Annotated in this window: 11 protein-coding genes and 1 pseudogene; 5 read left to right on the plus strand and 7 right to left on the minus strand. The window is 69.9% G+C overall.

Annotated elements, in window-relative coordinates; translation table 11 throughout:
* Positions 1-75: 75 nt before the first annotated feature.
* The 4 genes and pseudogenes from ACWD35_RS11515 to ACWD35_RS11530 form a co-directional block, all read right to left on the minus strand.
* Complete coding sequence (locus ACWD35_RS11515; RefSeq protein WP_451350968.1) at positions 76-567, minus strand: N-acetyltransferase family protein; 492 nt, start codon at positions 565-567, stop codon at positions 76-78.
* Between the two features lie 20 nt (positions 568-587).
* A pseudogene (locus ACWD35_RS11520) lies at positions 588-806 on the minus strand (glucose-1-phosphate adenylyltransferase); the annotation flags it as partial.
* 44 nt (positions 807-850) lie between these two features.
* Entirely contained in the window at positions 851-2,002 is a 1,152-nt protein-coding gene (gene glgA, locus ACWD35_RS11525) for a glycogen synthase (RefSeq protein WP_451350969.1), read from the minus strand.
* Between the two features lie 40 nt (positions 2,003-2,042).
* Positions 2,043-2,792, minus strand: a complete 750-nt coding sequence (locus ACWD35_RS11530; protein ID WP_451350970.1) for a (2Fe-2S)-binding protein — start codon at positions 2,790-2,792, stop codon at positions 2,043-2,045.
* Between the two features lie 229 nt (positions 2,793-3,021).
* Here ACWD35_RS11530 and ACWD35_RS11535 point away from each other — a divergent pair, with 229 nt between their 5' ends.
* Positions 3,022-4,227: a DMT family transporter gene (locus tag ACWD35_RS11535; protein WP_451350971.1), complete on the plus strand. Its 1,206-nt coding sequence runs from the start codon at positions 3,022-3,024 to the stop codon at positions 4,225-4,227.
* Here the strand turns inward: ACWD35_RS11535 and ACWD35_RS11540 are convergent.
* Positions 4,217-5,416, minus strand: a complete 1,200-nt coding sequence (locus tag ACWD35_RS11540; protein WP_451350972.1) for a transglycosylase family protein — start codon at positions 5,414-5,416, stop codon at positions 4,217-4,219. The genes ACWD35_RS11535 and ACWD35_RS11540 overlap by 11 nt on opposite strands.
* 302 nt (positions 5,417-5,718) lie before the next feature.
* On the opposite strand from ACWD35_RS11540, the gene gndA reads away from it, so the two are divergent.
* Complete coding sequence (gndA, locus tag ACWD35_RS11545; protein WP_451350973.1) at positions 5,719-7,158, plus strand: NADP-dependent phosphogluconate dehydrogenase; 1,440 nt, start codon at positions 5,719-5,721, stop codon at positions 7,156-7,158.
* 312 nt (positions 7,159-7,470) lie between these two features.
* Here the strand turns inward: gndA and panD are convergent, their stop codons facing one another.
* Positions 7,471-7,890, minus strand: coding sequence for an aspartate 1-decarboxylase (panD, locus tag ACWD35_RS11550; protein WP_451350974.1), 420 nt, complete (start codon positions 7,888-7,890; stop codon positions 7,471-7,473).
* A 117-nt stretch (positions 7,891-8,007) separates the two neighbouring features.
* A complete protein-coding gene (locus tag ACWD35_RS11555; RefSeq protein ID WP_451350975.1) occupies positions 8,008-8,547 on the minus strand; it encodes an ATP-binding protein in 540 nt (179 codons plus the stop codon).
* Positions 8,548-9,842: 1,295 nt separating this feature from the next.
* Here ACWD35_RS11555 and ACWD35_RS11560 point away from each other — a divergent pair.
* From ACWD35_RS11560 to ACWD35_RS11570, 3 genes are all read left to right on the plus strand, one after another.
* Positions 9,843-10,250, plus strand: coding sequence for a hypothetical protein (locus ACWD35_RS11560; RefSeq protein WP_451350976.1), 408 nt, complete (start codon positions 9,843-9,845; stop codon positions 10,248-10,250).
* A gap of 259 nt (positions 10,251-10,509) precedes the next feature.
* The gene (locus ACWD35_RS11565; protein WP_451350977.1) at positions 10,510-10,944 is read left to right on the plus strand and encodes a DUF5988 family protein; all 435 of its coding nucleotides are present in this window, start codon (positions 10,510-10,512) and stop codon (positions 10,942-10,944) included.
* Positions 10,945-11,005: 61 nt separating this feature from the next.
* Positions 11,006-12,322, plus strand: coding sequence for a beta-ketoacyl synthase N-terminal-like domain-containing protein (locus tag ACWD35_RS11570; protein WP_451350978.1), 1,317 nt, complete (start codon positions 11,006-11,008; stop codon positions 12,320-12,322).
* The last annotated feature ends 157 nt before the right edge of the window (positions 12,323-12,479 follow it).

Here is a 12,479-nt window from a genome sequence, read left to right on the forward strand (position 1 = left end):
ACGGATCGCGGGTACGCGTCGCGCGCGCGGAGGGAGCATTTTGACGTTCCGCCAGGACACCGGCTGTGCCCCCTGTCAGAGCGCGAGCTTGAACCCCTCGTGGCTGCGGGCGAAGCCCAGCGCGGTGTAGAAGCGGTGTGCGTCCTCGCGGTTCTTGTTGCTGGTCAGCTGGACGAGGGCACAGCCCCGCGCGCGGACCCGGGCGACGGCGCGGTCCATCAGGGTGCGGCCGAGCCCGCCGCCGCGCCGGTCCGCGCGGATCCGCACCGCCTCGATCAACGCCCGCTCGGCGCCGCCCTTGCCGAGCCCGGGGATGTACGTCGCCTGCAGGCAGCCCACCACCATGCCGCCGTCCTCGACCAGGACCAGCATCTCGTTGCGCGGGTCCTGCTCGATGGCGGCGAACGCGCTCTCGTACGCCGGCGTCACCTCGACCGCCGCCGAATCCACGACCCTGTCCTCGTCGGCGAGCAGGGCGAGCACCGCGGGCAGGTCGGCGCGGGTCGCGGGGCGGAGGACGAGGGAGGGAGCAGAGGCGGAGGCGGCAGAGGAAGCGTCGGCGATCATGCCGTAGACCCTATTGGCTGTCAGGAGACGCGCTGCCCCTTCCCCAGCGCGATCGCCCCGCCCTTGGAGACCGTGTACAACTCGGCGTCCCGTTCCGGGTTGACGCCGATCGTCGCGCCGGGCGGGACCTCGAGCACGGACCGGGTGACCTGGCCGCGGATCAGGCAGCCCGCGCTGATGATGGACTCGCTGGCCATGCCGCCCGCGCACCTTGGTGGAGACGTCGGCGTTGACGAGGTTGGACAGGACGAAGTTGAACCATGGCTGCCCCGAGCGGACCGGACTAAGCCTGCTCGAGGATCTGCTCGTACAGAGCGGCGGTGCGCCGGGCCACCGCGTCCCAGCCGAACTCCCCCACCGCACGCTCCCGTCCGGCCTCGCCCATCCGCCGGGCCGTCTCCCGGTCGCCGAGGACGGTGTCCAGTGCCCGCCCGAGGCCCTCCTCGAAGTCGCCGTCCACGTCGACGAGAAGTCCCGTCTTCCCGTCCTCGACGACCTCGGGGATGCCGCCGACCCGGGAGGCCACGACCGGAGTACCGCACGCCATCGCCTCCAGGTTGACGATGCCGAGGGGTTCGTAGACCGACGGGCAGACGAACACGGCGGCATGCGTGAGGAGTTGGATCACATCCGTGCGCGGGAGCATCTGCGGGATCCAGAACACGCCGTCGCGCACCCGGCTCAGCTCCCGGAACAGGTCCCGGAACTCCCGGTCGAGCTCCGGGGTGTCGGGCGCTCCGGCGCACAGCACCACCTGGACGCCCGGATCTATGTCCCGTACCGCGCACAGCAGTTGGGGCACGCCCTTGTGCAGGGTGACGCGGCCGACGAAGAGGACGTACGGGCGGGCCGGGTCGATGCCGTGCCGGGTGAGGGCCTCGGTGCCGCGGTCGGGCCGGTACAGGCGGGTGTCGATGCCGTTGTGCACGACGTGCACGCGGGCCGGGTCCAGGGCCGGGTAGCAGGCGAGGACGTCCTCGCGCATGGCGCCGGAGACGGCGATGACGGCGTCGGCGGCCTCGACCGCGGTGCGCTCGGCCCAGCTCGACAGGGCGTATCCGCCGCCGAGTTGCTCGGCCTTCCAGGGGCGCAGCGGCTCCAGCGAGTGGGCGGTGAGCACGTGCGGGATGCCGTACAGGAGCTTGGCGAGGTGGCCGGCGAGGTTCGCGTACCAGGTGTGGGAGTGGACGAGTTCGCGGCCTTGGACGGCGGCGGCGACGGCCAGGTCCACGGAGAAGGTGCGCAGCGCGTCATTGGCTCCGTCGAGCGCGGACCAGGGGCGGTGCCGTACGACACCGACGCCTCGGCCCTCGCCCCAGCAGTGCACCTCCAGGTCCACCAGGGAGGTCAGCTCCCGGGCGAGGAACTCCACATGGATGCCCGCACCGCCGTACACGTCCGGCGGGTACTCCCGGGTCAGCAGTCCCACTCGCACCGTCAACCCCCTGGCTCCGGCGGGCAGTTCCCCCTCATGGTCACCCGGACGGGGCGCGCGGGGAAGAGCGCGGGGGCCGGGTGAAACAGCAGTCGCCGCACAGCCCGCCGCCCGGCACCCGGTAGTACAGGCAGCAGCTGCGGCGGCGGAACGCGGTGCCGGAGCGGATTCCCGTGGCGCGCAGCAGGGGGTGGGCGAAGAGGCCGTCGGTGAGGGCGCGGGAGCGTTCCGCCACGTCGGTACGGCCGGCCGCGCGCGCCCACCGGTCCAGTTCCCGTGCGGCACCGGCGAGCGAGGAGCCCGCGTTGCCCCACAGCAGGCCCGCCGCGACGCCGAAGCGGGCCCGCAACACCGCTGTCAGGGGCGCCAGATGGCCCTCCAGTACGGTGGCGGCCAGGGTGGCCGCGTCGCCGGGCAGAGGGCGGACCTCGGTCAGCCACAGGTCGTCGGGGGCGGAGGCGGCGGCGTCCCAGCGCAGCAGCCGCGGATCGAGGTCGGGCAGGTGCCCGTACAGCGCGGCACAGCCGAGGGCTACCGACCAGAGCCGGGCGGCGAGCGCCTGGTGCGCGATGGAGGCGGAAACCCTCAACTCGGAGGTGCGGAGGCGGTCTGCGACCGTTATGACACGAAACGTCAGAGCATTTCGGTCAACAGCTGTTTTTGCGGTTTCGTAGGTCTCCGCGAGGGTCGGCAGCGGGCCCGGATCCGCCCCGCAGGCGGCTCCGGTCGTGTGCAGGACGAAGAAGCCGCCGAGTGGGCGGAGCGCGACGAGATCAGGGTCGAGTTCCACGAAAAGCACTAGTACCAGGCTCGATCGTCGCTGGAGCGTCCGGGTCTCCCTCTCCGGTCGCCCACCTGGGGGATGATCGCCCGGCGTGTGTACTCCGCCGGTAGTAGGAGGCATTGCGTGCTCAGGGACGACGACGGGAACAGGCCCGGCCGGGCAGAGTGTTCGCCATGAGAGCCGACCGTACGCCGCGCCGGGCCCAAAGGCCCCGCCTGACGCAGAGGAGACGCCGATGAGCGCCCTCGCGTTGTCCGTGGTGCTGTCGATCGTCTCCGCCCTCGCCTACGCGGGCGGAGCGATCGTGCAGGAGCAGGTCGCGGTGTCCGCCCCTGACGGCCCGTCCATGCCGCTGCGCAGGCCGAGCTGGTGGGCGGCGCTGGCGCTGAACGGTCTCGGCGGTCTGCTGCACGTCGTGGCGCTGGCCTACGGCCCGCTCAGCCTCGTCCAGCCGCTGGGCGCTCTGACCATAGTCTTCGCGCTGCCCATGGCGGCGCTGTTCGTCGGCCGCAGGGCCGGGGCGACCGCCTGGCGCGGCGCCGTCATGGCCACGGTCGGTCTCGCCGGACTGCTGTCCCTCGTGGGCTCGTCCGACTCGCACTCCCTGGACGGGGCCCAGCGGGTGGCCGTCGCGCTGGTCACCGGCGGGGCGGTCGTCGCGCTGATGGGCGCGGGCCGGGCCGCGCAGCGGCGCCCGGCGATGCGCAGCGTGCTGCTCGCGACGGCCTCCGGCATAGCCTTCGGCATGTCGTCGGTGTTCACCAAGACCGTCGCCGTCGACTGGACCGACGGGATCAGCTTCGGCGACCTGCCCTCCCTCGCGGTGATCGCCGTGTTCGCGGTCGCCGGTGTCCTGCTCTCCCAGGCCGCCTACCAGGGCGGCGGACTGGCCGCGCCGCTGGCCACGCTGACGGTGGTCAATCCGGTGCTGGCGGCTGCGGTCGGCATCCTGATGTTCGGCGAGGCGTTCCGCTACGCCGGCACGGGCACCGTGCTCGCTCTGGGCTGCGGTGTGGTGGCGGCGGGCGGGCTGATCCTGCTGACCACGGTGCGGACCGAGGGGACGCCGGCGGAAGCGGGCGTGACGGAGCCGGAGACCGGCCTTACGGCGGTGGAAGCGGGCGTTGCCGCTCTGGAAGCCGGTGTCGCCACCGGGGACGCGTTCCCCGGCGTACCCACGCAGCGCGCGGCCACGGAGGCGGATGCGGAGCCGAAGCGGGCGGAGCCGGAGCTGGCGGGGGCGGAGCTGGCGGGGGCGGAGCTGGAGAAGGCAGTGCTCGGGCTCGGGCCGGACGGGGACGAGGGCGAGGCAGTCGTGCCCTCGCCCGCCCCCATGCCCATCCTCTGCTACGTCCTACCGGCCTGGTACGACCCGCTGGCCACGGGCTTCCGCTTGCCGCTGGATGTCCTGGAGCGGGGCCGGCCGGTGGTCAGATCCTGACGCCGCCCGCCCGGAGCCAGGCGACCGGGTCGACGTCCGTGCCGAAACCGGGCCCCGTCCGCACCTCGAAGTGCAGATGCGGGCCCGTGACGTTTCCGGTGGCCCCGGACCGGCCGATGCGCTGCCCCTCGGACACGTTCTGCCCGGCGCGCACGGAGATGGCCGACAGGTGCCCGTACTCGGAGTAGTGGCCGTCGGCGTGCCGTATCACCACCTGGTAGCCGTAGGAACCGCCCCAGCCCGCGGCCACCACCTGTCCGGCACCTGCCGCCTTGACGGAGGTTCCGGTCGGCACGAGGAAGTCGATTCCGGTGTGGTAGCCCAGCGACCAGTGCGACCCGGCCTCGCGGTAGCCGGTGCCGAGGGGCGCGTGCACGGGGGCGACGAGCGCGTGGCCGCTGCCGGCCGGCGCGTGTGCCGTATGCCCGGTCGGCCCCGTGTGCTTCTTGGGAGAGGTCTTCTTCTCGGAAGGGGATTTACTCTTCTGAGACTTGGACGACTTGGGCGTGGTGCGGGTCTCGGGCGCCGGCGCCGCGGGGGCGCGCAGGCTGAGCCGCTGGCCCGGCAGGATCAGGTCGGGATCGGCGCCGATCGTCGCGCGGTTGCCCGCGTACAGCCGCTGCCAGCCACCCCGCACATGGTGGTCGTCGGCGATGCCGGAGAGCGTGTCGCCGTGCACCACCGTGTACATCTCGGCCCTGCCCGCGCGGGACTGCGGGGTGGTCTCGGGCAGCACGTCCCGTACGGAACTGCGCGCGGTCCGCGCGGGCCGGGTGACGGCGCTCTCGGTGTGCACGCCGGCGCTGCCGCCACCCCGGTTCAGCCCGGCCTGCCCCGAACACACCGGCCAGGCGCCCGGCCCCTGTCCGTCGAGGACCTGCTCGGCGACGGCGATCTGCTCGTCCCGGGAGGCGAGGTCCGCGCGCGGCGCGTACCGTGTGCCGCCATACGCCTCCCACGTGGACTGGGTGAACTGCAGCCCGCCGTAGTACCCGTTGCCGGTGTTGATGCTCCAGTTGCCGCTGGACTCGCAGGCGGCGACCTTGTTCCAGGTGGCCGGGTCGGCGGCGTCGGCGGTGCCGACGGCGACCAGCGGGATGGCGAGGCCGGCGCCGCCCGCCGTGACGGTGAGTGAGGCGCGGTTGATCCTGTTCGGCTGGTACCGGCGATGCCGGCCGCGTACGGCCATGTCCGATTCCCCTCGGCATGCGTCAGGAGCGGCAAAAATATGCGCTGCGAACAGGCCATGACAAGATGCAAACCCGCCCTCCTGACCCGCCCAAGTGGCCGGGAAGGGGCCCCTGTTGAGGCCATCGGCGCCTTCGCTCCGTATCACCGGTGGAATCCCCCCCGCGGATCGCGCGGATGACCTGCCGGATGGCCTGTGGCGGGTCGGACATGCATCCGCCGGGGCGGCACGTCAGGATGGGCTGGGGATCCGGGCCCGTAACGACGGAGCCGTGGTCACGAGGCAGCTAGGGAGCAGGCGGTATGAGCACTTCGGCGCAGATCGGCGTCACCGGGCTGGCGGTCATGGGCCGCAACCTCGCCCGGAACTTCGCGCGCAACGGCTACACGGTCGCCGTGCACAACCGGACGGCGTCGCGCACGCACGCGCTGGTGGCGGAGTTCGGGGACGAGGGGGACTTCGTCCCCACCGAGGCCGCCAAGGACTTCGTGGCGGCGCTGGAGCGCCCGCGCCGGCTCATGATCATGGTGAAGGCCGGTGAGCCGACGGACGAGGTGATCCAGGAGTTCGCGCCGCTGCTGGAGCCCGGTGACATGATCATCGACGGCGGCAACGCGCACTTCGCGGACACCCGGCGCCGGGAACGGGCCCTGCGCGAGCAGGGCATCCACTTCGTCGGCACGGGCATCTCCGGCGGCGAGGAGGGCGCGCTGCACGGCCCGAGCATCATGCCGGGCGGTTCTACGGAGTCGTACGCGTCCCTCGGCCCCATGCTGGAGAAGATCTCCGCGAAGGCGAACGACGGCGCGCCCTGTGTGACGCACGTGGGCCCGGACGGTGCCGGTCACTTCGTGAAGATGGTCCACAACGGCATCGAGTACGCCGACATGCAGCTGATCGGCGAGGCGTACCAGCTGCTGCGAGACGTCGCCGGGTACTCCCCCGCGCGGATCGCGGAGATCTTCCGCACCTGGAACACCGGACGGCTGGACTCGTACCTGATCGAGATCACCGCCGAGGTGCTGTCCCATGTGGACGCGGCGACCGGGAAGCCGTTCGTCGACATGGTGGTGGACGAGGCCGAGCAGAAGGGCACGGGGCGCTGGACAGTCCAGATCGCGCTGGACCTGGGTGTGCCGGTGTCCGGCATCGCGGAGGCGGTCTTCGCCCGCTCCCTGTCCGGCCACGCGGCGCTGCGGGCCGCGTCCCGCGGGCTGGCCGGGCCGAAGGCGTCCCCGATGAGCGAGTCGGAGGCGGCGGCCTTCGCGGACCGGGTGGAGCAGGCGCTGTACGCGTCCAAGATCGTGTCGTACACGCAGGGCTTCCACGAGATCGCCGCGGGCGGCGAGGAGTACGACTGGGACATCGACCTCGGCCGGGTCGCCTCCATCTGGCGCGCCGGCTGCATCATCCGCGCGGCCTTCCTGGACCGCATCCGCGCCGCGTACGACGCCCGCCCCGATCTGCCGAGCCTGCTGTCGGACGAGACGTTCGCGCAGGAGATCGCGGCGGCGCAGGACGACTGGCGCGAGGTGCTGGTCGCGGCGACGCGGCAAGGAGTGCCGGCACCGGGCTTCGCGGCAGCGCTGGCGTACTACGACGCACTGCGCGCCGAACGCCTGCCCGCGGCGCTCACGCAGGGGCAGCGGGACTTCTTCGGCGCGCACACGTACCGGAGGGTGGACCGGGAGGGTTCGTTCCACACGCTGTGGGGCGGTGACCGGACGGAGGTCTCCGCCTAGCTTCTGCCGCTTCTCAGGTCAGCGGCGGTCCCGGTTCCGGATTCGGTACGGGCTCCGGGCCCGGGGGGATCGGTGAAGGCGACGGCTCCGGCGGCCCCGGCTGGGGCGGTGCCGGAGGCGGGGGCGCCGGAGGCGGCGTCGGCTCAGGGCCCGGCGACGGCTCCGGTGGCGGAACCGGAGTGGGGTACGGCTCCGGTGGGACGGGTTCGGGGTACGGGCTGGTCATGGTGTCCTCCAGCCGCCGGCGGGACATCACCCGCGGACTACTCCCCCGACTACCCGGCCCCCGCTCGGCCAGTCACCCCGACGTCGTCACGCCGGTACGGCCCCCGGGCTGCGCTGCTGGTCGGAGCCGGGCACCGGCTCGGACGGGTCGGCGCCGAGGGAGACGATCCGGTTGCCGCCGTCGACATGCACGACCCTCGGCTTCAGTGCCCGCGCCTCGGCGTCGGTGACCTGGGCGTAGCTGATGATGATCACCAGGTCTCCGGGATGCACGAGATGGGCGGCGGCCCCGTTGATCCCGATGACCCCGGACCCGCGCTCCCCCTCGATGATGTACGTCTCCAGACGCGCGCCGTTGGTGATGTCGACGATGTGCACCAGCTCGCCGGGCAGCAGGTCGGCGGCGTCGAGGAGGTCGGCGTCGATGGTCACCGATCCCACGTAGTGCAGGTCGGCCTGGGTGACGGTGGCGCGATGGATCTTGGACTTGAACATTGTGCGAAACACGAGGAAACTCCCGATTTGCCTGCTCCCTGCCTGCTTCTGCAGGTCAAGGGCGTTCACCGGAGGCTACATCGTTCCGCATGTCCGGTCAGCTGTCGGCCCATAGTCCACGAAATGTCGTCAGCGGCAGCGGGTGTGGCGTGGGGGCCCTTCGGCCTGACACCATGGCTCACTTCCCGTAAGGGAGACAGCGGCCCAGATCGTACGGGTGCCGTCGTCAGTCACGTGTGTGCCGAGCGCTTGGGTGCAACTGGCGACGATTCCGAGACCGCGACCGAACCCTGAGGCATTGTGCCAGTGCTTCCCTGTGGAGCCCCTTCCTTGGTCGCGCACCTGAATCCGCAGGTGAGTTCGGTTCCTCCGCAGGTTGGCGGTGATAACGGTGCTGTCGGTGTGGACGATGGCGTTCGTCGCAAGTTCCGTGGTGACGAGCAGGGCCGTATAACGGATGCCCTGGTCCGCCAAGTGCTGCTGGTCCAGCCATAAGCGAGTCAGATAACGACAGATCGGGACGGAACGGTCCATTGCGGGGAAATGGACGGTGACGATGTGCGATCGGCACCAGACGGCGGCCAGCGCCCGGACCGCCGACGAGTCAGGCCATCGCTCGATGTCCTGGGGGGAAAGATCGATCCGCGCGCACGCACGTGTGGTCAACATGTCTTGTCACTCCTGGTCCTGTGGGATGCGGGCCGCAGCGAGAAGTGCTGGCGCCCTGGGCGCGGTCCAGCGCCGACGTTGAGGGGGCGCGCCCTGCGCGTCAGGCATGAAGGGCGTGCATCTCTGCATCGACAGCGGCCTAGTGGTCTTCCATCGCCGGCGAGGCGTGGATGGGCTGTTGCCGGGAACACGTCTCCAGGCTTCCCACCACTGCGCCCGGCATCGAAGGCGTAGCACCGATCCCGTCAGGGGCTGCCGCATCTCCTACAGAAGAGCGGAGGTCCCCAACTGGCCATACAGGGGGTGACGGCGTTCACGGCTGTCTTGTTTCAGCAACTCGCTCCGTTTCACGGGGATGCGGAAATTACGCGTCAGCCGACGCCGGCCGACGCCGGCTGACGGATCCAACACCTCTCGCGGGGTGCCCATCGTGGTAGCCCGCCGTGCAGCGGCCGGCACGAAACCGACGCGTTGAAAGCGGACGACCACTCCGCCGGAGAGGACGGGCGGCCCACCATTGGATGTAACCGTTATCCACCGGATTGGCATATGGCGACAACACTTACCCGAAGGCGGACACCCGGATGGCCTAACCTGTTGTGATGAAAATATCGGTTTCATGCGGGGCGCATGGGTGACCAGACGGATTGATGGTGCCGCTCGCACACTATGTGCATCATGGTGCTTCCACAGATTCATTCGGGAAGCCCGATAGCACTCAGAATGCTGGCGATTTTCTCGCACGGCAGTCGACGTCTGCCGTATTGCAGCCAAGAGCCGATCGATGCGACGCTTTCCGGCCACGGTGTCGATCAGACGGTATGACCTTCCGGTGCCACCTGGATGTGCTGCCGCCCCGCCGCTTCGGTCACGCATGCGCACTGGACCAGCCTGCCGGCCCTCGCACTTCGCCTTCAAAGTCGGCCGAAAACAGGCAAGTTAGGTGCTCCCCGCCCGCGGGAACGATGGCAACGGTCGGGGCGGTGCACGTTGCCGACCGGTTTGCTGCGATCAACATCTGGTTTGTACTCCGATCGGGTGACGCAGGCGCCGCCCCCCTTGAGATGCCACTCATCCGTGTCGCATTACTGGATTACGAGCCGGCGGGTTGCCCATCCCTTTCCGGGGACGTGACTGCTACCCGTTCCGGTCCTCACTCCCAGCACGCGAAGTATGCGGCGATCAGGTCGAGTTCTCGTTCACAGGCAGCCACCTCCCGGACAGTTGGAGGCAACCGCTCCCACCGGCCTCGTAGCCGATGAGTGAACCAGTAATCTCTTCAAGGGAGTGCCAACATGTTCCGTTCCCGTCTTGCCGCCGCCACCGTCACCGCCACCATGGCGGCGGGCGCCGTCGTCGGCATCGCTCCTCTGGCCATGGCCACCCCCGCCGCCGCACCTGCCTCAGCCTGTGTCGGCGACCTGCAGTCCGCGCAGACGTCGAACAACGCCGCCATCGCGGCCGACCAGGCCGACGACCCCGCTGCCGCCCGCACCCACAACGTGGCCACCGCCGCCTACCTCGAGGCCGCCATCGGTGACTGCCAGGGACAGCCGCAGGTCGTGGGGGCCGGCATCCTCATGGCCACCGCGACCAACGCGACCGCCCTCGTGTACAACATTCTCGGGTTCTCGAGCGTGGCCCTGGGCTCCGAGCAGGCGACTGCTTCGGCAATCAGCCAGGCACTGGCCAACGCGTCCTGACCGGTACATGCGCAGGTGGCCCTTGCGGCAACGCCCCCTGCTCCCGTCCGTCCCTGCGTGAGCCGGGACCAGCCGCCCGCCGGGACCGTCATCACCCCCCGGCCCGGCGGGCGGCAAGCGGGCAGGGGGCCTGGGCGTCGGTGAGTTCGCGTCCGCCGCCTGCCCTGCAGATTCTCTGCGTCCGCGATGCGCGACTGTCGTCTCCAGGCACTTGCTTGCAGCGGAGAGCTGTCGCTCCCCTCACGTCTGGCAGGTCATCATGCCGATTTCCGCCATCATCAATTCTCTGTGCCGCTCCTTCCTCATGGCATCCCGATGCCTGTTTCCCCCGCTTTACCACCTTCCGCCCGCTCTTGAGAGGACAAATTCGCCGTATAGCGGTGATGACCGGGCACCGGGCGCCGAAGGATATGTCGACGGGAAACAAAAAGGCGACGTACGAGCAGCCCCCCGCCGTCACGGGACGTCGGAACCGAAAGTGCCGAATTCCGTTCGAGTGATCCTTTCCGGAGGCCCGGACTGGGTGCCGGTTCCTGCCGTATGGGAAGTCACATCCCTGGAATCCGAGCCCAAAGTGAAGGTCCTGTGCGGCAACGCCTACGAACATTTCGAGTTCTCGGGTCTGTACTCCGTCCATGAAGGGGAGCAGTTGCCCGTCTACCGCTGGTGCCGTCGCACCTACGTGGCCGAATAGCCCACCATCTGACCCTGAAGGGAATACCCATGACCGACTCACTGTCACAGGCGGGTGCCTCGTGAGGCGGCGCACCGGCGCACGTGCGCGGGACGCCGTCGTCACCGGAATCGGACTGTGCCTTCCAGGTCTGGAGAATCCGGTGTTCACCGCCGACGACCTCTGGAAGGTCGCCTCCACCGGAACGTCCTGCCTCGTCAAGAAGGGCGTCTACTACGGCAGCGTCAACCTCTCCGCAGCGGTGTTCAAAGAGCGTGTACCCGGCATCCCGGAATTCTTCTCACGCCACTACACGGACGCCCATCGCTTCGGGCTGGTCTCGCTCATGCAGGCGTGTCTGGACGCCGGACTCGATGTGCAGCGCGACCTGGAAGAGGCCGCCGTCCTGGTGGGCCGGGGCGGAGTGGATGCCAACATCGACAGCTACCTCGCCGTGCTGCGGGCCGATCCGGCGACCTATCCCGTCGCTGAGGCGCTGGAAATGTTCGTCGCGGCGGAACAGGCCATCACCCCGTCGGACGTCGCCCTGGTCCAAGGCGCGCTCACTCGGTCGAGAGGCGCCAACTTCACGGTGTCGTGCGGCTGTGCCTCGTCCGCGCTACAGGTCGGCAACGCCCTCGGCATGATCGCCACCGGTGAGACCGACATCGCCGTGGTGACCGGAGTCGACGTCTTCAGCATCACGATGATCCGCAACATCCAGCGCCTGTTGAGCGGAGCCCAGGATGCGTACGACGCCATGCGCTCCCAGGACATGCCCGGCCTCCTGCCGTCGTTCGACGCCCTCATGCGTCCGTACGACGAACGTGCCGACTGCATCAACCACGGCGAGGGGTCCGCGACCATCATCATCGAGAGCCGGGAGCACGCCTTCGGACGAGACGCGGGCCTCTACGGTCAGATCCTGTCGCAGGTCACCACGCGGGACGGGCTCGCGAACCCGCTGGCCTGTGACGAGACCGGGAAAGCACTGGTGTCCGCCGTGCGAAGGTGTCTCGGTGACACCTGGGACATCGATCAGGTGCCGTACATCCACGGGGGCAGCGACGGCAACATGGTCGTCACCTCGTTCGAGGCGAATGCGGTCAGGGAGCTGTACGGCTCGGCGTCACGCGACCTCCTCATGTCCTCACAAGAAGGTTGCTTCGGGCACAACGGCGCTCCGGCCGGCTGTCTCGGGGTGGCGCTGACCCTGCTGATGATGCGGAACCGTCAGGTGTGTCCGACGGCCAACTGCGAGCAGCCGGCCGACCAACTGACCTTCAACCCGGTCCCCGGGACGGTGCCCCACCCGCTCGACTTCGACTACGCCTTCAGCTTCAACTACCAAGTGGGAGGGGTGAAAAGCGCGATCCTGCTGGGCGGCCCGGACGTCTGATCCACGCCCTGTCTGCCCCCACCGTTGCGCGGTGTCACCCGCTCCGGACAGTGGAGAACCCACGGAGCCAGGTGCTGCACGCCGCCTCCACGGTATCCCGTGAACGCGTGCGGACGGACGCCACGCGCATCCGCACGGGCCGGCTCTCGTGCAGGAG

The organism is Streptomyces sp. NPDC002671, from assembly GCF_053592475.1.